General features: G+C 67.5%; 22 protein-coding genes. 13 read left to right on the top strand and 9 right to left on the bottom strand.

The window, feature by feature from the left end:
* Positions 1–348 carry a hypothetical protein gene (locus tag ACM2ZB_RS13835; RefSeq protein WP_313437983.1) on the bottom strand — a complete coding sequence of 116 codons (348 nt, stop codon included), beginning with the start codon at positions 346–348 and terminating at the stop codon, positions 1–3.
* A 130-nt stretch (positions 349–478) separates the two neighbouring features.
* On the opposite strand from ACM2ZB_RS13835, the gene rocF reads away from it, so the two are divergent.
* The 3 genes from rocF (at position 479) to ACM2ZB_RS13820 (ending at position 2,126) form a co-directional block, all read left to right on the top strand.
* A complete protein-coding gene (rocF, locus tag ACM2ZB_RS13830; protein ID WP_416055856.1) occupies positions 479–1,399 on the top strand; it encodes an arginase in 921 nt (306 codons plus the stop codon).
* 152 nt (positions 1,400–1,551) lie between these two features.
* Positions 1,552–1,689 (top strand): entericidin A/B family lipoprotein, encoded by a 138-nt coding sequence (locus ACM2ZB_RS13825; RefSeq protein ID WP_053520147.1) that lies wholly within the window; start codon positions 1,552–1,554, stop codon positions 1,687–1,689.
* 215 nt (positions 1,690–1,904) lie between these two features.
* The gene (locus tag ACM2ZB_RS13820) at positions 1,905–2,126 is read left to right on the top strand and encodes a CsbD family protein (RefSeq protein WP_079224919.1); all 222 of its coding nucleotides are present in this window, start codon (positions 1,905–1,907) and stop codon (positions 2,124–2,126) included.
* Between the two features lie 95 nt (positions 2,127–2,221).
* On the opposite strand, the gene ACM2ZB_RS13815 is transcribed toward ACM2ZB_RS13820, so the two are convergent.
* Complete coding sequence (locus ACM2ZB_RS13815) at positions 2,222–3,037, bottom strand: hypothetical protein (RefSeq protein WP_416055855.1); 816 nt, start codon at positions 3,035–3,037, stop codon at positions 2,222–2,224.
* A gap of 108 nt (positions 3,038–3,145) precedes the next feature.
* Here ACM2ZB_RS13815 and ACM2ZB_RS13810 point away from each other — a divergent pair, with 108 nt between their 5' ends.
* From ACM2ZB_RS13810 to ACM2ZB_RS13795, 4 genes are all read left to right on the top strand, one after another.
* Entirely contained in the window at positions 3,146–4,441 is a 1,296-nt protein-coding gene (locus ACM2ZB_RS13810; protein ID WP_416055854.1) for a tryptophan--tRNA ligase, read from the top strand.
* Between the two features lie 136 nt (positions 4,442–4,577).
* Positions 4,578–4,874, top strand: a complete 297-nt coding sequence (locus tag ACM2ZB_RS13805) for a hypothetical protein (protein WP_416055853.1) — start codon at positions 4,578–4,580, stop codon at positions 4,872–4,874.
* Positions 4,875–5,058: 184 nt separating this feature from the next.
* Complete coding sequence (locus tag ACM2ZB_RS13800) at positions 5,059–5,991, top strand: MBL fold metallo-hydrolase (protein WP_416055852.1); 933 nt, start codon at positions 5,059–5,061, stop codon at positions 5,989–5,991.
* Positions 5,992–6,072: 81 nt separating this feature from the next.
* Positions 6,073–7,725, top strand: coding sequence for a M28 family metallopeptidase (locus ACM2ZB_RS13795; protein ID WP_416058554.1), 1,653 nt, complete (start codon positions 6,073–6,075; stop codon positions 7,723–7,725).
* 86 nt (positions 7,726–7,811) lie between these two features.
* Here ACM2ZB_RS13795 and ACM2ZB_RS13790 read toward each other — a convergent pair whose 3' ends face one another.
* Both ACM2ZB_RS13790 and ACM2ZB_RS13785 read right to left on the bottom strand, forming a co-directional pair.
* Positions 7,812–8,111 carry a hypothetical protein gene (locus ACM2ZB_RS13790; protein WP_416058553.1) on the bottom strand — a complete coding sequence of 100 codons (300 nt, stop codon included), beginning with the start codon at positions 8,109–8,111 and terminating at the stop codon, positions 7,812–7,814.
* A 64-nt stretch (positions 8,112–8,175) separates the two neighbouring features.
* The gene (locus ACM2ZB_RS13785) at positions 8,176–9,510 is read right to left on the bottom strand and encodes an MFS transporter (protein WP_313437966.1); all 1,335 of its coding nucleotides are present in this window, start codon (positions 9,508–9,510) and stop codon (positions 8,176–8,178) included.
* A 310-nt stretch (positions 9,511–9,820) separates the two neighbouring features.
* Here ACM2ZB_RS13785 and yedA point away from each other — a divergent pair, with 310 nt between their 5' ends.
* A complete protein-coding gene (yedA, locus tag ACM2ZB_RS13780; protein ID WP_416055851.1) occupies positions 9,821–10,726 on the top strand; it encodes a drug/metabolite exporter YedA in 906 nt (301 codons plus the stop codon).
* A gap of 24 nt (positions 10,727–10,750) precedes the next feature.
* On the top strand, positions 10,751–11,677 hold the full coding sequence (gene rarD, locus ACM2ZB_RS13775) for an EamA family transporter RarD (protein WP_416055850.1): 927 nt from the start codon (positions 10,751–10,753) through the stop codon (positions 11,675–11,677).
* Between the two features lie 100 nt (positions 11,678–11,777).
* Here the strand turns inward: rarD and ACM2ZB_RS13770 are convergent, their stop codons facing one another.
* The 5 genes from ACM2ZB_RS13770 to ACM2ZB_RS13750 form a co-directional block, all read right to left on the bottom strand.
* Positions 11,778–14,603, bottom strand: a complete 2,826-nt coding sequence (locus ACM2ZB_RS13770; protein ID WP_416055849.1) for a TonB-dependent receptor plug domain-containing protein — start codon at positions 14,601–14,603, stop codon at positions 11,778–11,780.
* Between the two features lie 461 nt (positions 14,604–15,064).
* Entirely contained in the window at positions 15,065–16,381 is a 1,317-nt protein-coding gene (locus tag ACM2ZB_RS13765) for an ABC transporter permease (protein ID WP_313437954.1), read from the bottom strand.
* 12 nt (positions 16,382–16,393) lie between these two features.
* Positions 16,394–17,551 (bottom strand): ABC transporter permease, encoded by a 1,158-nt coding sequence (locus ACM2ZB_RS13760; RefSeq protein WP_313437951.1) that lies wholly within the window; start codon positions 17,549–17,551, stop codon positions 16,394–16,396.
* 14 nt (positions 17,552–17,565) lie between these two features.
* Positions 17,566–18,255, bottom strand: a complete 690-nt coding sequence (locus ACM2ZB_RS13755) for an ABC transporter ATP-binding protein (protein ID WP_313437948.1) — start codon at positions 18,253–18,255, stop codon at positions 17,566–17,568.
* Positions 18,256–18,358: 103 nt separating this feature from the next.
* On the bottom strand, positions 18,359–19,606 hold the full coding sequence (locus tag ACM2ZB_RS13750) for an efflux RND transporter periplasmic adaptor subunit (RefSeq protein WP_416055848.1): 1,248 nt from the start codon (positions 19,604–19,606) through the stop codon (positions 18,359–18,361).
* A 204-nt stretch (positions 19,607–19,810) separates the two neighbouring features.
* Here ACM2ZB_RS13750 and ACM2ZB_RS13745 point away from each other — a divergent pair, with 204 nt between their 5' ends.
* From ACM2ZB_RS13745 to ACM2ZB_RS13730, 4 genes are read left to right on the top strand one after another with little or no spacing between them, the layout of a single operon-like run.
* Positions 19,811–20,731 carry an ABC transporter ATP-binding protein gene (locus ACM2ZB_RS13745; RefSeq protein ID WP_416055847.1) on the top strand — a complete coding sequence of 307 codons (921 nt, stop codon included), beginning with the start codon at positions 19,811–19,813 and terminating at the stop codon, positions 20,729–20,731.
* A complete protein-coding gene (locus ACM2ZB_RS13740; protein ID WP_313437938.1) occupies positions 20,728–21,504 on the top strand; it encodes an ABC transporter permease in 777 nt (258 codons plus the stop codon). The genes ACM2ZB_RS13745 and ACM2ZB_RS13740 overlap by 4 nt, the downstream gene beginning before the upstream one ends.
* A 6-nt stretch (positions 21,505–21,510) precedes the next feature.
* On the top strand, positions 21,511–22,725 hold the full coding sequence (locus tag ACM2ZB_RS13735; protein ID WP_416055846.1) for a sensor histidine kinase: 1,215 nt from the start codon (positions 21,511–21,513) through the stop codon (positions 22,723–22,725).
* Positions 22,722–23,324, top strand: coding sequence for a response regulator transcription factor (locus ACM2ZB_RS13730; RefSeq protein WP_125428733.1), 603 nt, complete (start codon positions 22,722–22,724; stop codon positions 23,322–23,324). The genes ACM2ZB_RS13735 and ACM2ZB_RS13730 overlap by 4 nt, the downstream gene beginning before the upstream one ends.
* The last annotated feature ends 160 nt before the right edge of the window (positions 23,325–23,484 follow it).

Here is a 23,484-nt window from a genome sequence, read left to right as displayed (position 1 = left end):
TCAGCCGCAGGACCTATACAGCAGCACCCACGCCAGGATCAGGGCGAACATGCCAACGAAGGTCAGGCCGAACCATAGCGCCGCCACCTTCACGTTGCCGATCAACGCTGTCAGCACACGGAGCAGCTCGCTTTTCAGAATCGGGTGTTCGGCGTGTACCTTGCGCACACGCTGCCACCCCAATCCGAGGAATACCAGGGTCGAGAACGGCACCAGCAGCAGCGTCGCTTGCATCAGCCAGCCGTTTGGCGACGCATCGATTGAGCTGCTCAGAAAAACCGCAAGCAGGGCGATGGGCAGTGCCCCGATGAAAAAGCGCGGCCAGGCGGTGTTGATGAAGGGCGACATCGCAATCTTCCATGAGGGACGGTCGGGTCCGAGCGGCATCATGCCATGCCAATGTCCTGCTGCACCGCCGCGAGTGGTGTCACATCCCTCTGGCTAGACTGTGCTTCTTTTTCGTTCGCAGGAGGCACCCATGGCCCATCCCATTTCCGTATCCCTCATCGGCGTACCCACCGATGTGGGCGCGGGCCATCGCGGTGCACGGCTGGGGCCGGAAGCGCTGCGCGTGGCCGGCCTGCCCGAGGCGCTGGAGGCGCGCGGTGTGGACGTGCGCGACCTGGGCAACCTGGACGGCCCGCGCAACCCGTGGACCACGCCGGTGCAGGGCTACCGCCACCTGGATGAAGTGGTGGCCTGGAACCGTGCGCTGATGGACGCCAGCTATGCCGAGCTGCAGGCCGGGCGCATGCCGATCATGCTGGGCGGCGACCACTGCCTGGGCATCGGCTCGATCACCGCCGTTGCCCGCTGGTGCCGCGAACAGGGCAAGATCCTGCGCGTGCTGTGGCTGGATGCGCACTCGGATTTCAACACCAGCGATGTCACCCCCTCGGGCAACATCCACGGCATGCCGGTAGCCTGCCTGTGCGGCCTTGGCCCGGACGCGCTGACCCAGCTGGGTGGCAGCAGCCCGGCCATCACCCCGGCGCAGATGCACCAGATCGGCATCCGTTCGGTGGACCCGGAAGAGAAGCGCCTGATCAAGACCCACAAGGTCGATGTGTACGACATGCGCTACATCGACGAGAACGGCATGAAGCGCACCGTGGAAGCCGCGCTGGCCGGCATCGATGAGAACACCCACCTGCACGTCAGCTTCGATGTGGATTTCCTGGACCCCAGCATCGCCCCGGGCGTGGGCACCACGGTGCCGGGCGGGGTGAACTACCGCGAGGCGCAGCTGGTGATGGAAATGATCGCCGACAGCGGCCGCATGGGCTCGCTGGACATCGTTGAACTGAACCCGCTGCTGGACAAGCAGAACGCCACCGCGGAACTGGCGGTGGATCTGGTCGAGAGCCTGTTCGGCAAGTCCACCCTGATGCGCGATTGACGGCCTTCGGGCATTCGCCTGAATGGCTCCCGCTCCTGTTCACACTCGCTGCACGCGGCAGACGCCAGATTGCACTTCACGCGAGGCCTTCCCACTGCGGGATGGCCCAGCGCGATGGAAAACCATGTAGTGGCGAACCCCAGGAGAAGACCATGAAGCGTGTAGTTGCCCTGATGCTGTTGTCGATGTTCTCGGTGGCCATGCTGGCTGGCTGCAACACCGTTGCCGGTGCCGGCAAGGATGTGCAGAAGGCTGGTGAGAAGGTCGAGGATGCCGCCAAGGGCAACTGAGCCCGGGGTGGTGCCGAACACGGAAAAGGCCGGGATCTCTCCCCGGCCTTTTTCTTGCCCGCGTGTTTGTCCGGCGCACGCGCTGTACGGTGCAGGCGGAGTGAACCATTCAAGCACGTGAGCATGCATTTCATTGCAGGTTGACCGTCGATCAACAGCCGGTGCGCGAAGCTGGAACCACGGTAAGAACGCCGTTGCAACCAAGGGTTCCAGCAATGAACAAAGACATCATTTCCGGCAAGTGGTCGCAGCTCAAGGGCAAGGCACAGGCCAAGTGGGGCGATCTGACCAACGACGATTTCGATGTGGCCGAGGGCAACGCCGAGTACCTGGCGGGCCGTCTGCAGGAACGCTATGGCTGGGCCAAGGACCGTGCCGAGAAGGAAGTGCACGAGTTCTCCGACAGTGTCCGCAAGGACTATCCGGACTTCAAGTAAGTCCGGGGCGCGCCCCCACGGCACCCGCCTCTACCCGGTATGCCCCCACAGCCCGGCGCCCGCACCTTGATGGTGTGGGCGTCGTGCTGTCCGCCTCAGCGTACCGGCGGGTCGGGCACGTAGCGGTTGGGGAAGGCCTGCGGTTCGCCAGGCCGGCGTGACGGGCCATCCAGCACGATGCCGCGCGCGCGCAGGTTGCGTGCGCTGTCGTAGCGCAGCTCAACCACGTAGGCCGGGCGGGGGCTGGCGCGCTGGAACTGGGTATCGCGCACCTGCGAGGTCTCGCGGTCGCCGTGGCCGGTTCCCAGCGCTGGGGCCTGCGATTTACTGGCGTAGCCCTCCATGCGGCTGCGGCTGGCGCTGCTGTCGGCGCTGGCCGCTGCCGACGCCTCGGCCATCGGCTCGGGCGAGGCCGGGCGGCGCAGGATGGGGCTGGGTTGCGGCCGCCAGAGCGTGCGTTCGTTGAATACGGCAATGCCGATCACACCCATGTTGTCCGGCCGCCCGGTGCGACTGGCATAGCTGCCTCCGGGGCTGCTGAAGACAAACTGGGCCACTTCGTCCTGGCTCTTGCGCCAGCCGGTGATGTCCGCGCTCTGGCCCGGGTTGAGCACGTAGCCGGTCTGCGAGGGGTTGGCATCCTCGCCGGAAATGGCATTGATGCCGTCCACCGACAGCACCACCAGCACCCGCCGCGGGCTGTCGTTGTACAGGCGCACCGCATAGCGGTGGCCGCGCTCGCCGGCCACCCAGCGCTGGCCGTCGGCCGGGTAGCTGCGCAGTTCGGTACCGCGGTCGCGGTCGACCAGGGTCATCCGCACCGGCCCGTCCGGGGCGACCGGCGGCGGCAGCGGGGCCGGGCGGAAGCCGGCCAGGGGCAGGATCAGCAGCAGGGGCAGTAAGCGTTTCATCGGGCGTCTCCAGCGGGGTTGGGTGAATGAACGCGCCGCAGGCCCTGACGGGGTTGGCCGTGTGCACGGTAAACTGGCCCCGTTCATTGAAGGTTACCCCACGCAGTCATGACGACCCGAGTCCTTACCGGCATCACCCCCTCCGGCACGCCCCACCTGGGCAACTACGTTGGCGCCATCCGTCCGGCCATCGCCGCCAGCCGCGCGCCGGACATCGAGAGTTTCTTCTTCCTGGCCGACCTGCACAGCCTGATCAAATCGCAGGATCCGCAGCGCACCCAGCGCGCGACCCTGGAGATCGCGGCCAGCTGGCTGGCCTGCGGCCTGGACCCGGAACACGTGTGGTTCTACCGCCAGAGCGACATCCGCGAGACCACCGAGCTGATGTGGTTCCTGACCGCCATCGCCAGCAAGGGCATCCTCAACCGTGCCCACGCCTACAAGGCGGCGGTGGACAAGAACCGCGAAGAGGGCGTGGACGAAGATGCCGGCATCAGCGCTGGCCTGTTCATGTACCCGGTGCTGATGGCCGCCGACATCCTCATCTTCAAGGCCAACCAGGTGCCGGTGGGCCGCGATCAGATCCAGCACATCGAAATGGCGCGCGATTTCGCCCAGCGCTTCAACCACGTGTACGGCAAGGAGTACTTCCCGCTGCCGGACGTGGTGATCGACGAACAGGTGGCCACCCTGGCCGGCCTGGACGGCCGCAAGATGAGCAAGAGCTACCACAACACCATTCCGCTGTTCGTGCCGCGCGAAGAGCTGAAGAAGCTGGTGTTCTCGATCCTGACCGACTCGCGTGCACCGGGCGAGCCGAAGGACACCGATGGTTCGGCGCTGTTCCAGATGTACCAGGCCTTTGCCACCCCGGAACAGACCGCCGCCTTCGCCAAGGCCTTCGCCGAGGGCATCAGCTGGGGCGATGCCAAGCAGCAGCTGTTCGAGCGCATCGACAGCGAGCTGTCGCCGCTGCGCGAGCGCTACAACGCGCTGATGGCCGAGCCGGAAAAGATCGAAGCGCTGCTCAAGCGCCGTGGCCAGCAGCTGCGCGAGCAGCTGGCGGCCCCGCTGCTGGAAGAACTGCGCCACGCGGTGGGCCTGCGTGACCTGTCCAGTGCGGGCGACATCGCCAGCGAGGACGCCGGCGTGGCCCGCGCCGCGCCGCCGCTGTTCAAGCAGTACCGTGAAAAGGACGGCCGCTTCTACTTCAAGCTGACCGCCGGCGATGGCACCCTGCTGATCCAGAGCGAAGGCTTCGATTCGCCGCGTGATGCCGGCCAGCTGATCGCCGTGATCAAGCAGGCCGAGCAGGGCGACCAGCTGCAGAGCGAGCTGTTCAAGCTGGAAGCCGAGGTGCACGCCGTGCTGGCCGCCCTGGCGGTGCTGCGCGAAGCGGCCTGACCTGCTACGCCCTTGTAGAGCCGAGCCCACGCTCGGCTGGGCGGAAAAGCAGCCGAGCATGGGCTCGGCTCTACCCGACCACACCGCCCATGGCATGATGCCCACGCGCCCCCGGCGCGATGACATGGAGTCTGCGATGGCCTGGTTGTCGCTGCTGCTGTTCCTGCCCTGGTTCCTGCTGCTGGGCAGCCTGTACTGGCTGTTCCCGCGCCAGCCGCGCACCCTGCGGCGGCGCCTGTTCGACAGCACCAGCCTGGCGCTGGCCTTCGTCCTGAGCATCGCCGCCATGCTGTGGGGCTACCACATCGGCCGCGTGCAGCCCGGCGCCGGGCCGATCTGGCCGCAGGTGCTGGCCGTGCTGTACGCCTATGGTGCCTTCCTGGCGGTGCTGGTGCTGGCCCTGCTGCTGCGGCCGCGGTACCTGGCCCGGTAAACCATGCTTGACTGCACGCGCCCCCGTAGAGCCGAGCCCATGCTCGGCTGATGTCTGGCAGAAAGGCAGCCGAGCGTGGGCTCGGCTCTACAGAATCGCCCCCTCCGACCAAAGCCGCATCGAACCGCCCCTGCGCAGGCGCCTACCATGGGCATCTGTTCCTGATCCTGCCAGGTGCGTGCCGATGACCGCCGATCCCAGCATCCACACCATCGATACCGGCTTCCAGCGGCCCGATTTCGATGCTGCCTACCTCATCGTCGAAAACGGCCGTGCTGCCTTCGTCGACTGCGGCACCGGCCTTTCCGTGCCCGCCATGCTGCAGGCGCTGGCCCATGCCGGGCTGGGCGTGGATGCGGTGGATTGGCTGTTGCTGACCCATGTGCACCTGGACCACGCCGGTGGCGCCGGCCTGCTGATGCAGCAGCTGCCCAATGCCAAGGCCGTACTGCATCCGCGCGGCGCACCGCACATGATCGACCCCACCCGGTTGATTGCCGGTGCCACCGCCGTCTACGGGGCCGAGGAAATCGCGCGCAGCTACGGCCGCATCGAGGCCATTCCCGAACACCGCGTGGTGGTGGCCGAGGATGGCCACCGCATCGACCTGGCCGGCCGCGAGCTGCTGTTGCTGCACACACCGGGCCACGCTCTGCACCATTACTGCGTGTGGGACGCACGCAGCCGCAGCTGGTTCACCGGCGACACATTCGGCATTTCCTACCGCGAACTGGACAGTACGCAGGGCGCCTTCATCTTCCCCACCTCATCGCCGGTGCAGTTCGATCCGGAGGCGATGAAGGCCTCGATCCAGCGCATGCTGGGCTACGGGCCGCAGGCGATGTACCTGACCCACTACGGTCGCGTGCAGCAGGTGCAGAAGCTGGCGGCGGACCTGCTCGAGCAGATCGATGCGATGGCGGCGATCGGCCGCCAGTGCGATGAGCGCGCCGACCGCCACCGCTGCCTGCTGGCTGCATTGCAGGCGCTGTACCTGGAGCGTGCGCAGCAGCATGGCTGCGCGCTGGACCAGGCCGCGGTGACTGCCGTGCTGGCGATGGACATCGAACTCAACGCGCAGGGCCTGGCGTGCTGGCTGGACCGCGCACGCCGCTGACCGGCACGGCTGCGCCGTGGTGTCACGACCACGTTACACTCTGGTGACTCCCCTTCCTGCCGTGGTATTGCCGTGAACCCGATGCGCGTGTTGCTGCTGTCGTCCTGCCTGTTCGTCGGGGGCCTGGCCCATGCGGCCAACGACCTGCCCGGTGGCGGCATCGATCCGCAGGCACTGTCGCGGCACGTGCGGGTGCTGGCCTCGGACGAGTTCGAGGGCCGCGCACCGGCCAGCGCAGGCGAAGAACGCACCGTGCAGTACCTGATCGAGCAGTTCCGCAGCTACGGCCTGCAGCCCGGCGGCGCCGATGGCAGCTGGGTGCAGCCGGTGCCGCTGGTGCGTGCGCAGCTGGATGGCCCGGCCAAGGCCAGCCTGCAGCTGAAGAAGGGCAAGCGCACGCTGGCCAACGGCGTGGACGTGACCCTGCAGAGCCTGCAGCCGCGCAAGCGCGTGCAGATCAAGAGCGCGCCGCTGGTGTTCGTCGGCTACGGCATCGACGCACCGGAGCGCCAGTGGAACGATTACAAGGACGTGGACCTGCACGGCAAGATTGCCGTGGTACTGATCAACGACGCCGATTTCGAGGCCGAGGCGCCGGGCGCGTTCGATGGCAAGGCGGTGACCTACTACGGCCGCTGGACCTACAAGTTCGAAGAAGCCGCACGCCGTGGCGCCGAGGGCGTGCTGATCGTGCACGAGACCGCGCCGGCCGCCTACGGCTGGGCCACGGTGAAGAGCTCGGGTACCTCGCCGCTGTTCGACATCGAGCGCGGCCAGGCCGAAGCGATGGCCCAGCACACGCCGCTGCGCGGCTGGATGCAGCGCGAACTGGCCGAGGCGATCTTTGCCGACGCCGGCCTGGATTTCGATGCCGAAAAGCGCAAGGCCATGCGAGCCGACTTCCGCCCGGTGGAGCTGGACAACGCGAAGCTGAGCGTGGATTTCGCGTTGAAGCGCGAGCAGGTGGTGACCCGCAACGTGGTAGCCAAGCTGCCCGGTGGCGAGCACGGCGATGAGGCAGTGATCTTCTCCGCGCACTGGGATGCCTTCGGCATCGGCCAGCCCGATGCCAAGGGTGACCGCATCCGCCATGGCGCCATCGACAACGCCACCGGCGTGGCCACCGTGCTGGAACTGGGCCGCGTGTTCGCCGCCGGCCCGCAGCCGCAGCGCAGCCTGTACTTCGTTGCGCTGACCGCCGAAGAGAAGGGCCTGCTGGGCGCCAGCTACTACGCTGCGCATCCGCTGGCGCCGCTGGAAAAGACCGCGGCGGTGCTGAACATCGAAATGTTCAGCCCGGATGGCGCGACCCGTGACATCGCCTCGTGGGGCAAGGGCCGGGTATCGCTGGAAGGTGACCTGGAACGGGTGGCCAAGGCCCGCGGCCGCAGCTACAGCCCGGACCCGAACCTGGAAGCCGGCTTCTTCTACCGCGCCGATCACTTCGCCTTCGCCCGCCTGGGCGTGCCGGCCATCACTATCGGCCCAGGCCTGGACAAGCTGGACGGCGGCGTTGAAGCCGGTCGCGCACTGCGCGAGAAGTACTTCGCCGACTGCTACCACCAGGCCTGCGATGCCTGGACCCCGAGCTGGGACCCGGCCGGCCACGCTGCCGACACCCTGCTGGTCTACGACCTGGGTGCCGAGCTGGCCAACAGCCGCCGCTGGCCGACGTGGGAAAAGGATTCGGAATTCCACGGCGCCCGCGAGCAGAGCGAAGCCGCCCGCCGCTGAAGGTAATGCCGGCCGCTGGCCGGCAACCTCATGAACCTTCGGAAGGAATACGGCGTTGCCGGCCAGCGGCCGGCACTACCGCGCGTTCACCGGCGCCGGCGCAGCAGCGTCCACGCGCCCCAGCCGCTGGCAGCAAGCGCCGCCAGATAGCACGCCGCCATCGTGCGCATGCCCATCGGGTGCAGTTGCCCGCCGCGCGGGTGGGTACTCATTGCCAGGGAGCTGTGGCCGCTGCCCAGGTCCACCGCCAGCTGCAGCGCCAGCGCGGCGCAGAACACCAGCAGCGCCACCCCGAAGCCGATACGCGGCCATGAGACCTGCGCGCTGGGGCGGCGCAGCAGCCAGGCCAGCGCCGTGGCTGCGGCCAGCACCACCGCGATCCACATCAGCGGCGATGCCGGAGACGCAGCAGCCACCGGCATTGCACCGATGGCTGCGATCACGACGCCCTTACTTGCGGGTGCCGTCGAGCCAGTTCGGGCCCTTGTTGGTGAGGAAGAAGACATAGACCACCAACGATACCGCGATCGTGGCGGTCACGTAGATTGCGAACCAGTCCACGTGGCCGGTCTTCAGCGCGCCCTGGTACAGCAGCGGCGCGGTACCACCGAACAGCGAGTTGGCCAGCGCATAGCCCAGGCCCACGCCCAGTGCACGGATGTGGGTCGGGAACAGTTCGGCCTTCACCACCGCGTTGATGGACGTGTAGCCGGTGAGGATGACAAAGCCCAGCGCCAGGGTGAGGAAGGCGAGGGTGGCATCATGCTGGTGCGGCAGCTGGGTGATCAGGTACCAGCTGTACAGCACGCCGCCCACGCCGAAGAACACCAGCAGGCTCTTGCGGCCGATGATGTCCGACAACCAGCCGCCCACCGGCTGCAGCACCATCAGGAAGGTCAGCACGCCCAGGTTGACCAGGGTAGCGGTCATCGGATCATCCGCGGCAAACGCGCTCTGGATCATCTTCGGGCCGTTCACCGAATAGGTGTAGAAGGCAATGGTGCCGCCGGCGGTGATCAGGAAGCACAGCAGCAGCGGGCGCCACTGGTGCACGATCAGTTCGTACATCGAACCGGACTTCTTCGCCTTGCCTTCGCGCGCGGCTTCGATTGACGATTCTTCCATCGTCTCGTCCATGCCTCGGCGCAGCCAGAACACCACGACGGCAGCGATACCGCCGATGCCGAAGGCGATGCGCCAGCCGAACTCGGAGATTTCCGGCTTGCCCCAGAAGTTCAGCATCAGGAACAGGGTCAGCTGCGCCAGCACATGGCCGCCGACCAGGGTGACGTAGTGGAACGAGGACAGGAAGCCACGGCGGCCGGGAATGGCGGCCTCGGACATGTAGGTGGCGCTGGCGCCGTATTCGCCACCGGTGGCGAAGCCCTGCAGCAGACGGGCGAACAGCAGGATGATCGCCGCCCAGATGCCGATGCTGGCCGCGGTGGGGGTGATGGCGATGAGGAAGGAGCAGACGGCCATCAGCGTGACCGACACCGTCAGCGCCAGGCGGCGGCCGTGGCGGTCGGCGAAGCGGCCGAAGAACCAGGCACCGATGGGGCGCATCAGGAAGGTCGCGGCGAAGATCGCCCACACGTACATGGTGGAGTTCTTGTCTTCGGGCGAGAAGAACTGCGATTCGAAGTACACGGCAAACACCGAGTACACGTAGACGTCATACCACTCCACCAGGTTGCCGGCGGAGCCTTTGAGGGTATTGGAGATCGACCGGCGCAGCGCGGCGCCGTCGGTGCGGGTGACAGCGGATTGGGACGTGGTGCTCATCCGGGTGGGAATCCTCGATGCGGCGCTTCCGTGCGGGAAAGATCGGTGCCGGCCATGCGCGGGGCGCTGACGGCCAGCCTCCTAGGTACTGCATCCCACGTCAACGCCGGGTGCCGGAGGGGCGGGGCAGGGCATGGGACCGCACAGGGTGACAGCGCAGGGGGACAGGGACCATAGCTAGATCGTCGTACGCGCTTTCGCTTTCGGCCCGCTGGGCCAGGGCCGGAAGCGGCGTGCCGCGGTCTGGAACCGGGGTTACTCCGTCAGCCGAACGCTCTAGAATCCGTTTTCCCCCGCCCGCTGGTGCGTCATGTCGGCTTCCCCTGTTCCCTCTGCGGCTGCCCCCCGGGGTGGCCTTGTCGCGCTGGCACTGCTGCTGGTCTACGTGGTCTGGGGCTCGACCTACCTGGGCATCGCCAAGGCCCTGCACGGCGGTGCGCTGCCGCTGACCATGGTGTCCGGCAGCCGGTTCATCATCGCCGGTGGCCTGATGTACCTGGCCCTGCGCCTGTTCTGGAAGCTGCCCCGGCCGACCCTGCGGCAATGGCGCAACCTGGTGATCATGGGCGTGACCATGCTGGTGCTGGGCAATGGCATGGTGGTGCTGGCCGAACGCGAGGTGTCCTCGGGCCTGGCCGCGACCGCGGTGGCCTCGGTGCCGCTGTGGATGGCGCTGTTTTCGGCGTTCCGCGGCCAGCACGCCAGCCGCGGTGAGTGGCTGGGCATCGCGGTGGGCTTCGTCGGCGTGGTCTGGCTCAACGCCGGCAGCAGCCTGACCGCCTCGCCCACCGGGCTGGTGCTGCTGCTGATCGCGCCCATCGGCTGGGCCTTCGGATCGGTCTGGGCGCGCGGCCTGGACCTGCCCGGCCCGTTCATGACGGCGGCCGGGCAGATGGTCTGCGGCGGCGTGCTGCTGGTGCTGATCGGCCTGGCGGTGGGCGAACGCCCGACCACGCTGCCCGATACCAGCGGCCTGCTGGCCATGGCCTACCTGTGCGTGTTCGGCTCCATCGTCGCCTTCACCGCCTATGTCTGGCTGCTGCACAACGTGCGCCCGGCGCTGGCCGGCAGCTATGCCTACGTCAACCCGGTCATCGCCGTGCTGCTGGGGGCGGCACTGAACGGCGAGCGCTTCGGCTGGCGCGATTTCCTGGCGATGGCGGTGATCCTGCTGGGCGTGGTGGTACTGACCATGGCAAGGACGTGGAAGAAGTGAGCACGAAGAAATGAGCACGAAGAAATGAGCATGGACGAGAAGGAACAACGCCGCGGGCTGCTGGTTACCGCATCCACCTTCGTGCTGTGGGGGCTGGTGCCGGTGTACTGGCATCTGCTCAATGAAGTGCCTTCGTTCCAGATCATCGCCCACCGCATCATCTGGTCCACGGTGCTGGTGGTGGCCTGGCTGCTGCTGAGCGCGCGCCTGGGCTGGTGGCGGAAGATCGCCGCGCAGCCGCGCGCACTGCCGATCCTGGCGGTATCCAGCCTGACCATCGCCTTCAACTGGGGCCTGTACATCTGGGCGGTGAACGCCGGGCATGTGATCGAAACCAGCCTGGGTTACTTCATCAACCCGCTGGTGAACGTGCTGCTGGGCGTGCTGGTGCTGAAGGAGCGCCTGCGCCGCGTGCAGTGGATCGCCGTGGGCATGGCTGCGGTGGGCGTGGCCTGGCTGACCATCGACGCCGGCACGCCGCCGTGGATCGCGCTGGGGCTGGCCTGCTCGTTCGGTCTGTATGGCCTGCTGCGCAAGCTGGTGTCGGTGGATCCGGTGGCCGGGCTGGGCGTGGAAAGCCTGTACCTGTTCCTGCCGGCGCTGGCATTTGCGGTGTGGGCCGAGAACGGCCATGGCGGCGCGTTCTTCCACGGCTGGGGCTGGCGCAACGACCTGCTGCTGGTCTTCGGCGGCGTGGTCACCGCGGTACCGCTGATCGGCTTCGCCTACGGGGTGAAGCGCATTCCGCTGTCGCTGGTCGGCATCCTGCAGTACATCGCACCCAGCCTGCAGTTGCTGCTGGGTGTGTTCTTCTTCCACGAAGCCTTCGACACCGGCAAGGCGATTGGCTTTGCGGTGATCTGGGCCGGCCTGGTGCTGTTCGTGGGTGAGAACGTGCGGGCAATGCGGGCGGCGAGGGGTCGGATCCCTCCGCAACGCGGAGGGCTCTGACCCCGGTTCCTGAAAAAAAGAACGGCGCCCCGAGGGGCGCCGTTCTGCTTCCATTCCCGGCCAGGAGAGAGATGGCCGGGACGGGAACGCGGTTGCAGGCTTAGAAGCGCTGCTGGTACTTCATGTACATGAAACGACCGATGTCGAAGCCGCCGTAGTAGACGAAGCTGCTGTTCGGCTGGCTGTACATGATGGGACCCTGGTGGTCGAACACGTTGTTCAGGCCCAGCGAAACGGTGCCATCCCACGGCAGGGCGTAACGCACCTGCAGGTCGTGGAAGGTGTTCGAACCCACCTTGTTGGTCGGCGAGGCATCGGTGTAGGCCGAGCTGAAGCCCGGCATGTTGCACTCGTCCATGTAGGAGCACTTCTCCTTCATGCTGGAGTAGTAGCGCGCGGTCCAACCGATGCCCAGGTTGCCGTACTGCCAGTCCAGGTTGAAGGTCGAACGCACGCGGAAGTTGCCGCCCCAGCTGGTCAGCTGTTCCACCGGGGTGGTCGCGGCGTTGTCGTTGCGCTGCTCCAGGTAGTCGGTGTAGGTGGTGTTCCAGGTGACGGCGAACTTGCCGAACGCGGTTTCCGGCAGGCGGTAGCGCGCGCTGATGTCATAGCCGGCGGTTTCGCGGTAGCCGGCGTTGACCAGCGAGCGGTCCAGACCGTTCACCTGGCCGTTGCTGCCACGGGTGAAGCGGCCGCAGGCAGCGTCCGAACCCTGCACGTAGCACTGTTCCAGGATGTTGGTGGCCGACTCGCCCACGATGGCGTTGTCGATGCGGATCTTCCACCAGTCCAGGCTCAGGTCCAGGCCCTGCACGAAGTCGGGGCTGTAGACCAGGCCGACGGTCCAGGTCTTGGCGGTTTCCGGCTTCAGGTTCGGGTTGGAACCCGAGTTGAAATCGGTGGTGGCCTGCTGGCCCGGCTTGGTGGCCACGCTGCCGTCGCTGTTGAGCTGGCGGAAGTTGGCCGGCACGTTCAGGGCCTTGCAGCGTGCAGCAACCGCGGCGCTGGTGGCGGCGGTGCCGAACGAGGTATCGCACGGGTCGGTGAACGAGTCACGGCTGCTGACGGTGCCGCCGTACAGGTCATCCACGGTCGGTGCACGGAAGCCGGTGCCGTAGGTGGCGCGCACCAGCAGGCTGTCGATCGGCTTCCACTTCACGCCGAACTTGCTGTTGGTGGTCGAACCGAAGTTGTTGTAGTCCGAATAGCGGCCGGCAACATCCAGCGACAGTTCGCGGGCGAAGGCCAGGTCGGCCAGCAGCGGCACCTGCAGTTCCAGGTAGACCTCGTTGAGCGAGTAGTCGCCCTGGGTCGGCTTGCCGCTGGTGCCGGCGATCTGGCCGTTCTGCACCATCAGGTCGGGGGTGTAGCGTGCTTCTTCGCTACGGTGCTCGAAGCCCATCGCGGCCATGATGTCGCCGGCTGGCAGCGAGAACAGCGAACCGGAGATGTTGGCGCTGGCCACCTTGGTGGTGGTCTGGCTCTTGTCCACGAAGCGGGCGAACAGGTAGTCCTGCACGTCCTGGTTGCTCAGCGAACCCGGGCCGGTGTAACCCATCGGTGCAGCCGGGTTCCACGGCACGCAGCCGGCGATCACTGCATCGCGGGTGCCGCAGTACGCCACGCCGTTTTCGATGAAGGACGGGCCGACGGCCAGGTTGACGTTCGGCTGGTACATGCTGCCGGTGCCGACGCGCTCGCCTTCATTGCGGTTGTAGGTGTAGCTGACGTTCCAGTCCCAGTAGCGCGAACCGGTTTCGAAGCTGCCTTCCAGGCCCAGGCTGCCGCGCTTGGTTTCCAGGGTGTTCTCGGTGCCACGCAGCATTTCTTCGGTGCGGTGCGAGAACAGCACATCCTGCTGCCACAGGTTGAACGCGCTGTCCTTGGACAGGGCGGCGCGGCTGCCGTTGCGCGCCTGTGCGGCGGTGACCGAGTACGGGTAGCCGGCCAGGTGCTTGGTCGATTCGCGCTTGCTGTACAGCGCATCGGCAACGATGCGCAGGTTGTCGGTGATCGAGAAGCCGCCGTTGGCGAACACCGAAGTGCGCTCCAGGCCGGTCAGCAGGCTCATGTTGGTCTTGGTGTTGGCACCATCGGCCGGGTTCGGCGCATGGAAATTGGCTGCATCGGTCGGGTCGCCGCCCGGGCCGACGGTCAGCGGCTTGCCGCCCACGGTGACCGAGCCCCACGGCGTGGTGCCGTTCAGGCCATCGTTCGGGTGGCGCGGGCCGTTGACGTAGCGGCTGAACTCGCGCGCGCCGCCCATCACTTCGTCTTCCTTGGTGCGCTCGGCACCCACGCTGAACCAGCCGCGGTCGAAGGTCTTGCCGAAGGTGGCGCTGTAGGAGCGCTTCTGGCCGTCGCCTTCACCGTACTGGCCGACGTAGACGCTGGCTTCGCCACCGTCGAAGTTCTTGCGGGTGATGATGTTGACCACGCCGGCGATGGCGTCCGAGCCGTACAGTGCGGAAGCACCGTCGGTCAGCACTTCCACGCGCTCGACGATGGCCGAGGGAATCGAAGCCAGGTCGGAGTAACCGCCGGCGCTGACGCCCATGCGGCGGCCGTCGATCAGCACCAGGCTGCGTTCCGGGCCCAGGTTGCGCAGGCTGACATACATGCCGCCGAAGTCGCGCGAGGAGGTCAGCGAGGACGCGCGGCTCATGCTCGGCGAACCGGCAGCGGTCACGTCCTGCAGGATGTCGGCAACGTTGACGTAGCCCTTCTTCTCGATCTCGGCGCGGTTGAGCGCAACCACCGGCTGGGCGGTTTCGACACTGGCCTGGCGGATGCGCGAGCCGGTGATCTCGATGCGGTCGAGGTTGGTGGTGTTGTCGCCTGCATCCTGTGCAAAGGCGGGGGTGGTGCAGCTGGCGGCCAGCGCGATGACGATCGCGTTGCGCAGCGGGGTGGTCTTCAGGGACATCCGTGAAATCTCGTGTTTCAGAAAAAAACAAGCGCCCTTTCTGTGGACGCGTGGGGTACTGCAAACCAACGTGGGGGGCGGATTCTAGAGTGTTTTCATACGTAACTGTTTGTCTGCGCGTGGTTGATGGGCGCGAACATGAATCGCAACCAACAATCCACAGGCACGCTGTGCGCAGCGTCACGCGGGCCTTGTTTTCAATGCGCAGAGGCATCGATAACGGCAGTGGTGGCGCAATCTGTAATCGCCGCGGTGTGCATGCGTTCATCCACGCATGGCGTGGATCTACTGCAACGCGAACATCCTCACAATCGGCGGGCGCATCGCCTTGGCTCCACGCCATGCGTGGATGACGCCCCACCAGTAGATTCACGCCATGCGTGGATGACGCCCCGCAGAAAAAAGGGGCGAAGCTCTCGCTTCGCCCCCTGCAGGATGCGCACACCACCGCTGCGCGGTGATCAGGTTTCGCGCAGTGCCGTGGTGATCGGCAGCCGCGCCGCGCGCAGCGCCGGGAACAGACCGCCCACCAGGCCGATGCCCAGCGCCCACTTCAAGCCATTCCACAGCAGTTCCGGCGACACATGGAACTTGAATACCACCGCGCTGAAATTGCTGCCGATGGTGGACACGCTGTAACCGTTGAACAGCAGCCAGGCCACGGCACAGCCCAGCAGCCCGCCCAGCAATGCCAGCAGCATGGTTTCCAGCATCACCGCGGTCACCACCGGCAGGCCGCGGAAGCCGATCGCGCGCATGGTGGCGATCTCGCGTGCACGCGTCGCAACCGCGGCATACATGGTGTTGAGCGCGCCGAACACCGCACCGACGGCCATGATCGTGCCGATCACCTTTCCCAGAATGTCGATCAACTTGGTCAGACCGCCACCCTGCTTGCTGTAATACGCACGCGTGGTTTCCACATCCAGCTTCAGCCGCGGATCGGCCGCCACGGCCGCCTTGAACTGTTCGAAGCCGGCCTTGCCATCGGTGCGCACGCTGATCGACTGCCACGCACTGCGCTGGTAGGTGGTGGCCAGCGTATCGGCATCGGTCCACATTTCCGAATCGTGCGCATCACCCGAGGCGAACACCCCGACCACGGTCCAGGCCTGGTTGCCCAGGGTCAGTGTCTTGCCCACCTCAAGATCGCGGAACTGGCCCTGTGCGCCCTGGCCGACCACGATCTCGCGCAGGCCGGTGCCGAACTTGCGGCCCTGCACGATCTTCACCTTGTCATGCACCGCCCACGCCTGCGGGCCGACACCGCGGAACTGCGCATTGACGTCGGTGCCATCGGCCTTGGACACCAGGTTCACCACCTGGGAGAGCTCTGGCGACAGCAGCGGCCGGCCTTCGCCATCACGGGTGATACCGGGCAGGGTGGACAGCATGGGCACCTGTTCGCGGGTGATGACCGAATTGGTCTCGGCCTGCGAACCGCCGCGCAGCACGATGGCGGTGGTGTCATCGCCGGTGTTGCTGAGTGTGGCCTGGAAGCCTTCGCCCATGGCCAGCATCGCCACCAGTACGCCGACCACACCGGCAATGCCGACCACGATCACCGAGGAGGCACCCCAGCGCTGCGGCAGGCTGGCGATGCCGATGCGGGTGGCCGCCAGGGCCAGGCGGCCGCTGCGGGTCAGCAGCAGCCACAGCGCCACCAGCACGGCCACGGCCAGCACGCCAAACCATGGCAGGCCGATCCACAGCACCAGGCCCACCGCCAGCAGCAGCACGGTCAACGCATTGCCCAACCACTTCTTGATCCTGTTCATGGGGACTCCTCCTCAGCGGCCGGCCAGTGCATCGACGATCTTCAGGCGCTTGGCGCGCAGCGCGGGCAGCAGCCCGACCACGATGCCGATCACCACGATCAGGCCTACACCCACCAGCCAGGTGGGCGTGGGTACGTGCGGCGGCAGCATGCCCATGCTCTTCGGCGCGATGGCCGGCAGTACCAGCGCGGCCAGGCCCATGCCGATCAGGCCACCGAGGCCGATCAGCAACACCGACTCGACCATCACCAGCGTCAGCACGGTGCCGTCCTTGAAGCCCAGCGTCTTCAGCGTGGCCAGCTCGGGAATGCGCTCGCGCACGGCCTGGGCCATGGTGTTGCCGGTCAACAGCAGCAGGGTGAAGAACACCGCGCCCATGATCGAGGTGACGATCATGCCGATGTCGGCAAACTGCTTGACGAAGGCCTGCTGGAACGCCGACTCGGTCTGGGTCTTGGTCTCGTGGTCGGAGTTGGCCGAGATCGCATCGATGGCCTGGGCCACGCGGGAGGCATGGTCGGGGTTGTCCAGGGTGATCGTGTACCAGCTCACCTGGTTCTTGATGTAGTCGTTGGACTCGTCGAAGTACTTCCAGTTCATCATCAGCTGGCGTTCTTCGTTGCTTGCCTGCGCGCGGTCCTTGGAGCGGAAGATGCCCTTCAGTTCCAACGGCCAGTCATTGCTGCCGCCGCGCGGGAAGATGGTCGCCTGCAGCGGGATGGTGTCGCCGACCTTCCAGCCGAACTGCTTGGCCAGGGTTTCGCCAACGATGGCACCGGTGCGGGTCTGCTTCCAGTCTTCCAGCTGCGCCGGGTCGATCTGCAGTTCGCGGTAGACCTCGAAGTAGTTGGGCGACACCGAGAAATTCGGGAAGAAGTTCTTAGGGTCCTGGTAGATGCCACCGAACCACATGCCATAGGCCACGTCGCGCACGCCATCGACCTGGCGGATCTGGGTTTCCAGGCGGATCGGCAGCGACTGGGTGATCGACAGGCGCGAGGCAGTGACCAGGCGGTTGGCGCCTTCCACGCTGCCGCCGGAATTGAATGCCACGCGCACCGAATCGAGCATGCCGAACAGCAGGAACGCCGCGACCACCGAGAGCAGGGTCAGCAGGGTCCGGGTGCGGCTGCGGAACAGCTGCGCCCAGACCAGGGAAAAGTATTTCATCGCCGGGGCCTCCGTCAGTGGGCCAGCGGGGCGTCGGCCAGCTCGCCCTTGTCCAGGTGCACCGTGTGGGTGGCGTACTCGGCAGCCTTCGGGTCATGGGTGACCATGATGATGGTCTTGCCGTGTTCGCGGTTGAGCTGCTGCAGCAGGCCAAGGATTTCCTCGGCCGACTGCCGGTCCAGATCGCCGGTGGGTTCGTCGCAGATCAGGAAGGTCGGGTCGGAGACGATCGCGCGGGCAATCGCCACGCGCTGCTGCTGGCCACCGGACAGTTCATTCGGGCGGTGGCTGCGGCGGTCGGCCAGGCCGACCAGGGTCAGCGCGATCTCGGCGTTGCGCTTGCGCTGGGCGGCGCTGAGGTGGGTCAGCAGCAGCGGCAGTTCCACGTTCTTCTGCGCGGTCAGCATCGGCATCAGGTTGTAGAACTGGAACACGAAGCCCACGTGGTGGCTGCGCCAGGTCGACAGCTGGCCGCCGCTCATCTGGTCGATGCGCTCGCCTTCGATGCTGATCTCGCCGCCACTGGGGGAATCCAGGCCGCCGATCAGGTTCAGCAGGGTGGTCTTGCCCGAACCGGATGGCCCCATCAGTGCGACGAAGTCGCCGCTGGCGATGTCCAGGTCGATGCCGTGCAGCACCTGCACTTTTTCCGGGCCGCGTTGGTAGGTCTTGGTGATGTTGCGCAGTGAAACCAGGGTCGACATCGGGAGTTCTCCACGGAAGGCGGGAAACGGGGAAGCGCACCGGCCGCGGGCCGGGGCATGCGTCGAGCGGTGTTGCCGGCGGCGCCACGCGGGCGCCAGGCCGTTACTGCGCTTGCTTCAATGTGACCTTGGCGCCATCGCGCAGGGTGTCGGGCGGGCTGACCACCACGCTCTCACCGGCGCTCACGCCCTTCTGCAGCTGGCGGTCCTTGCCCATCGCCTGGCCGGCCTGCACGGTGCGCTGCTGTACGCGGTCGGCATCACCCAGCACGAAGGCCACGGTGGCACCCTCGCGTTCGACCACCGCGCTGGCCGGTACGCGTACGCCCTGCGGCCTGGCAGCAGCCTGCGGCTGCGCCTGTTCCAGGAAGCTGACCCGCACGCCCATTTCCGGCACGATGCGCGGGTCCTTCACCTTCAGCGCCACGCGCACCTTCACCGTGGCCTTGCCGCGGTCGGCCGTGGGGATGATGGCGATCACCTCGGCCGGGATCTTCCATTCGGGATACGCGTTGAGCGTGGCTTCCACCGGCATCTTCGGCTGCACGCGGCCGATGAAGGCTTCGCCCACTTCCACTTCGATTTCCAGCGACTCCATATCGACGATGGTGCCGATACCGGTACGGGTGAAGCCACCGCCGGCCGACAGCGGCGAAACGATTTCGCCCGGCTGCGCGGCCTTGGCGGTGACCACACCGGAGAACGGTGCGCGCACGATGTTGTTGTCCACGCCCAGATCGGCAATGGCCAACTGGTCGCTGGCGACCTTGACGTTGCGCTGGGCGGTATCCAGCTGCGCACGCAGGCTGTCACGCTGGGCCACGGCCTGGTCGTACTGCGAACGCGAGACCAGCTGCTGGCCGACCAGGGCCTGCAGGCGGCTGGCTTCGGCCGCGGCCTGGCGCTGCTGGGCCTGCAGCCCGGCCACCTGCGCACGTGCCGCCTGCACCTGCGACGCGGACAGGCTGCGCTGCGCATCGGCATCGATCGGGTCCAGCGTGGCCATGATCTGCCCGGCCTCGACCCGCATGCCCTCCTCGATCATCACCTCGCGCACCTTGCCGGTGATCTTGGCCGACACCGTGGCCATGCGCCGGGCCACCACATAGCCGCTGGCATCGAGCACCGAGGCGCTGGCGCTGCCCTGCTGGATGGCCACCGCCGGTGCGGTTTCCACCTCCGGTGCCGGCGCGCGGCCGAACAGCAGGAAGGCGCCTGCGCCCAGCAGCAGGACGACGACCGCCACGGCGATCCACAGCCAGCGCCGGCCGCCCTGGCCACCGGAAGACGGCGGCGGCGGACTCTTGCGGTCGATACGGAGTTCCTTCAACAGCTCGGCAGAAGCGTTCATTGCGTTCCATCACAGGCGTTCGGGCGGGTGTGACCGGAAGGGCAGGAGCGGCGGTTCCGGCGGTGAAGCGTGCGGCACAGCATGCAGGCGGGCAGGGTGATGACGGCAGTGACAGCTGTCATCCGATGTCCTTGACGGCGGCCACTGCGGAACGTGACCGGGCCGGCACAGGATGGCAACGTCCCCGCTACCGGTACCGACTTCATGGACCCGACCGCCGATCCCACCGCAGACCTGACCGCCGCGCCGCTGGCCCGCCTGCAGCAGGTGCAGGTGCACTACGCGGGCCATGCCGCCCTGCAGGGCATCGACCTGCAGGTTCGTGCGGGCCAGGTGCTGGCACTGCTGGGCCGCAACGGTGCCGGCAAGAGTACCGCGATCAGCGTGCTGTTGGGCCTGCGCCGCGCCGATGCGGGCCAGGTTGAACTGCTCGGTGGCGACCCGCAGCAGCGCGCCAGCCGGCTCGGCCTGGGCGTGATGCTGCAGAGCACCAGCCTGCCGCCCATGCTGCAGGTGGATGAACTGGTGGCGCAGGCCAGCGCCTGCTACGCCGACCCGATGCCGCTGGCCGAAGTGCTGCAGCGCACCGGCCTGCAGGACCTCGCACGCCGCCGCTACGGGCAGTTGTCCGGTGGCCAGCAGCGCACGGTGCAGTTCGCCATCGCGCTGTGCGGCCGCCCACGCGTGCTGTTCCTGGACGAACCGACCACCGGCCTGGACATCCAGGCCCGCCAGGCGATGTGGCAGGCGATCCGCCAGCTGGTGGCCGAAGGCTGCGGCGTGCTGCTGACCACCCACTACCTGGAAGAAGCCGAAGCGCTGGCGCAGCAGGTGGTGGTGCTGGAGCGGGGCCGGGTGCTGGCCGACGCACCGCTGGCCGAACTGCGCCTGGCCGACCGGCCGCGGCGCATCCGCTGCCGCAGCGGCCTGGCGGCCGACGAGGTGCAGCGCTGGCCCGGTGTGCAGCAGGTGCAGCGCGAGGGTGCGCATCTGCAGCTGCTGGCCAGCCCCGCCGAACCGGTGGTGGCACGCCTGCTGGCTGCCGATGCGCAGCTGCAGGAACTGGAAGTACAGGGCGCGGCACTGGCCGACGCCTTCCTCGACATGACCCGGGAGGCCGCATGAATACTCTGACCCGCACCCTGGCTGCACCTCGCCCGGGGTGGCGCACGGCCCTGCGCCCTTACCGGGCTGAACTGCAGGCCGAACTGCGCCGCGCCTGGCGCACGCCGGCGTTCGCCGTGCCATCGCTGCTGTTCCCGGTGCTGTTCTACCTGTTGTTCGGCGTGCTGCTGGGGCGCGGCCACGCACCGCTGTACCTGCTGGCCACCTACTGCGTGTTCGGCGCGATGGCCCCGGCGCTGTTCGGCTTCGGCGTGCAGCTGGCGCTGGACCGCGAAGGCGGCCTGCTGACGCTCAAGCGCGCGCTGCCGATGCCGCCCGCGGCGCCCCTGCTGGCGCGGCTGGCGATGGCGGTGCTGTTCGCGTTGCTGGTGGCCGGCCTGCTGGTCACCGTGGCCTGCACCCTGGGCGGCGTACAGCTGCAGCTGCCGCAGATCCTGCAGCTGCTGGCGGTGGCTGCACTGGCCGCGCTGCCGCTGGGGGCCATCGGCCTGCTGATCGGCAGCCATGCCAGCGCCAGTGCGGCGCCGGCCATGGTCAACCTGGTCTATCTGCCGTTGGCCCTGCTGTCGGGCCTGTGGTTGCCGCTGTCGGCGTTGCCGACGCTGTTTTCCACGATGGCACCGCTGTGGCCGACCTGGCATCTGGCCCAGCTGGCGCTGCCGGTGGTGGGGCAGCCGGCGGTGGGCAGCCTCGCCGGGCATCTGCTGGTGCTGCTGGCGGTGACCGTGGTCGCGCTGCTGCTGGCGCGCCGCCGCCTGCGCCGGATCGGCTGAACTGGCATGATCGGCAGCGATCGCCCCCGCCTGGATCCCCCTGTGTCGTCGAGCTGGCTTGCGTCCCTGCTGCGCCCTGCGCCGGATTCGTCGATGTCCGACACCGTGCGCCGTGGCAAATCGCCGTGGACCAATGCGATCCACCTGCTGTGGTCGGTGTGGATCGTACTGACCCCACTGCTGGGGCGGGGTTTCACCCTGCGCTGGGCGGTGATCACCCTGGTGTCCTATCCGCTGTTCCTGTTCCTGTATGCCCGCGTGCTGCTGGCGCCCCGCCACCATGGCCCGCGCTACGCACTGTGCATGGTGGCCATGGCGCTGGTGCTGGTGCCCTGGTACCCGGCGGGCCTGACCTACTTCGTCTTTGGCTGCGTGCTGCTGCGTGTCAGCTGCCGCGACGGCTGGCGCCGCTACCTGCTGCAGCTGGCGGGCCTGAACGTGCTGTTCTGCGCGGTTGCACTGCTGTGCGACTACCCCTGGCAGAGTCTGGTGTGGATTCCCGCGCTGTCCTTCATCGTCGGCATGGTGATGAACGTGGAGAGCATCAACCAGCAGAAGGACGCTGCCCTGCAGCTGTCGCAGGACGAGGTGCGGCGCCTGGCCACCACCGCCGAGCGCGAGCGCATCGGCCGCGACCTGCACGACCTGCTGGGCCACACGCTGTCGCTGATCACGCTGAAGCTGGAGCTGGCGCGCAAGCTGTACGACCGCGATGACGCACGCGCGCGGCAGGAGATCGGTGAGGCCGAGGCCATCGCCCGTGAAGCACTGGCGCAGGTGCGCAGTGCGGTCACCGGCATCCGTGCCAGTGATCTGGCCGGCGAACTGGCCTCGGCCCGGCTGCTGCTGGAATGCCAGCAGGTGCACCTGCAGTACGCGGTGCCGCCGCCGATGCCGGTGGACGTGGAACGCGGCCTGGCGTTGGTGCTGCGCGAAGCGGCCACCAACATCGTGCGCCATGCGCAGGCGACCCAGGCGCAGGTCGAGTTCACGCAGGAAGGACGGCAGCTGGTGATGCAGATACGCGATGACGGACGGGGCGGCCTGCATGCCGAAGGCAACGGGGTCTGTGGCATGCGCGAGCGCGCCGCCGCGCTGGGCGGGCAGCTGCAGGTGCAGTCGCCGCGCGGCGCAGGCACCGTGCTGACCGTGCGCGTGCCGCTGACAGCGGCCACCGCACCGGTGCCGCCGCCATCGCTGGCGCAGGGCGGTGCAGCGTGATCCGCATCCTGCTGGCTGAAGACCAGGCGATGGTGCGCGGCGCGCTGTCCGCATTGCTGGGCCTGGAACCGGATATCGAGGTACTGGGCAGTGCCGCCGACGGCGAAGCCGCCTGGCGCATGCTGCAGCAGCTGCAGCCGGACATCCTGGTGACCGATATCGAGATGCCCGGCCTGTCCGGCCTGGAGCTGGCCCAGCGCATCGCCCGCCAGGAGCTGCCGATCAAGGTGGTGATCGTGACCACGTTCGCCCGTGCGGGCTTCCTGCGCCGCGCGCTGGAGGCTGGCGTGCTGGGCTACCTGCTGAAGGATGCGCCGGCCGAGAACCTGGCCGACGCGCTGCGCAAGGTGAAGCAGGGCATCCGTGCAATCGACCCGCAGCTGGCGCTGGACGCATGGTCGCAGGCCGACCCGCTGACCGACCGCGAACGCCGCGTGCTGCGGTTGGCCGGCGAAGGCCGCACCGCCAGCGAGATTGCCGAGCAGCTGGGCTTGTCGCACGGCACGGTGCGCAACTACCTGTCCGAGTGCATCGGCAAGCTGGGCGTGGCCAACCGGATCGAGGCGTATCGGCTGGCGCGGCAGAAGGGGTGGTTGTAGAGCCGAGCCCACGCTCGGCTGCTGTTCGCCGCTGTTCGCTTTGGCCTTGTAGAGCCGAGCCCATGCTCGGCTGCCCTTCGGCGCTGCGCGCCGCCGCCCGAGCATGGGCTCGGGCGCTACAGATGGAGCGGCATTGGCCCGGCGCTACCGCATGCCGGCG

Source organism: Stenotrophomonas maltophilia (assembly GCF_047782825.1).
In the GTDB taxonomy this organism is placed as follows: domain Bacteria; phylum Pseudomonadota; class Gammaproteobacteria; order Xanthomonadales; family Xanthomonadaceae; genus Stenotrophomonas.
The sequence above is the reverse complement of the archived record's forward strand: the minus strand, read 5'-3'. Positions and strand labels throughout refer to the sequence as shown.

What these genes read in the sequence shown, in the direction of transcription:
- ACM2ZB_RS13835 (WP_313437983.1), bottom strand. Translation starts at nt 348, where the DNA reads ATGTCGCCCTTCATCAACACCGCCTGGCCGCGCTTTTTCATCGGGGCA.
- rocF (WP_416055856.1), top strand. Translation starts at nt 479, where the DNA reads ATGGCCCATCCCATTTCCGTATCCCTCATCGGCGTACCCACCGATGTG.
- ACM2ZB_RS13825 (WP_053520147.1), top strand. Translation starts at nt 1,552, where the DNA reads ATGAAGCGTGTAGTTGCCCTGATGCTGTTGTCGATGTTCTCGGTGGCC.
- ACM2ZB_RS13820 (WP_079224919.1), top strand. Translation starts at nt 1,905, where the DNA reads ATGAACAAAGACATCATTTCCGGCAAGTGGTCGCAGCTCAAGGGCAAG.
- ACM2ZB_RS13815 (WP_416055855.1), bottom strand. Translation starts at nt 3,037, where the DNA reads ATGAAACGCTTACTGCCCCTGCTGCTGATCCTGCCCCTGGCCGGCTTC.
- ACM2ZB_RS13810 (WP_416055854.1), top strand. Translation starts at nt 3,146, where the DNA reads ATGACGACCCGAGTCCTTACCGGCATCACCCCCTCCGGCACGCCCCAC.
- ACM2ZB_RS13805 (WP_416055853.1), top strand. Translation starts at nt 4,578, where the DNA reads ATGGCCTGGTTGTCGCTGCTGCTGTTCCTGCCCTGGTTCCTGCTGCTG.
- ACM2ZB_RS13800 (WP_416055852.1), top strand. Translation starts at nt 5,059, where the DNA reads ATGACCGCCGATCCCAGCATCCACACCATCGATACCGGCTTCCAGCGG.
- ACM2ZB_RS13795 (WP_416058554.1), top strand. Translation starts at nt 6,073, where the DNA reads ATGCGCGTGTTGCTGCTGTCGTCCTGCCTGTTCGTCGGGGGCCTGGCC.
- ACM2ZB_RS13790 (WP_416058553.1), bottom strand. Translation starts at nt 8,111, where the DNA reads ATGTGGATCGCGGTGGTGCTGGCCGCAGCCACGGCGCTGGCCTGGCTG.
- ACM2ZB_RS13785 (WP_313437966.1), bottom strand. Translation starts at nt 9,510, where the DNA reads ATGAGCACCACGTCCCAATCCGCTGTCACCCGCACCGACGGCGCCGCG.
- yedA (WP_416055851.1), top strand. Translation starts at nt 9,821, where the DNA reads ATGTCGGCTTCCCCTGTTCCCTCTGCGGCTGCCCCCCGGGGTGGCCTT.
- rarD (WP_416055850.1), top strand. Translation starts at nt 10,751, where the DNA reads ATGAGCATGGACGAGAAGGAACAACGCCGCGGGCTGCTGGTTACCGCA.
- ACM2ZB_RS13770 (WP_416055849.1), bottom strand. Translation starts at nt 14,603, where the DNA reads ATGTCCCTGAAGACCACCCCGCTGCGCAACGCGATCGTCATCGCGCTG.
- ACM2ZB_RS13765 (WP_313437954.1), bottom strand. Translation starts at nt 16,381, where the DNA reads ATGAACAGGATCAAGAAGTGGTTGGGCAATGCGTTGACCGTGCTGCTG.
- ACM2ZB_RS13760 (WP_313437951.1), bottom strand. Translation starts at nt 17,551, where the DNA reads ATGAAATACTTTTCCCTGGTCTGGGCGCAGCTGTTCCGCAGCCGCACC.
- ACM2ZB_RS13755 (WP_313437948.1), bottom strand. Translation starts at nt 18,255, where the DNA reads ATGTCGACCCTGGTTTCACTGCGCAACATCACCAAGACCTACCAACGC.
- ACM2ZB_RS13750 (WP_416055848.1), bottom strand. Translation starts at nt 19,606, where the DNA reads ATGAACGCTTCTGCCGAGCTGTTGAAGGAACTCCGTATCGACCGCAAG.
- ACM2ZB_RS13745 (WP_416055847.1), top strand. Translation starts at nt 19,811, where the DNA reads ATGGACCCGACCGCCGATCCCACCGCAGACCTGACCGCCGCGCCGCTG.
- ACM2ZB_RS13740 (WP_313437938.1), top strand. Translation starts at nt 20,728, where the DNA reads ATGAATACTCTGACCCGCACCCTGGCTGCACCTCGCCCGGGGTGGCGC.
- ACM2ZB_RS13735 (WP_416055846.1), top strand. Translation starts at nt 21,511, where the DNA reads ATGATCGGCAGCGATCGCCCCCGCCTGGATCCCCCTGTGTCGTCGAGC.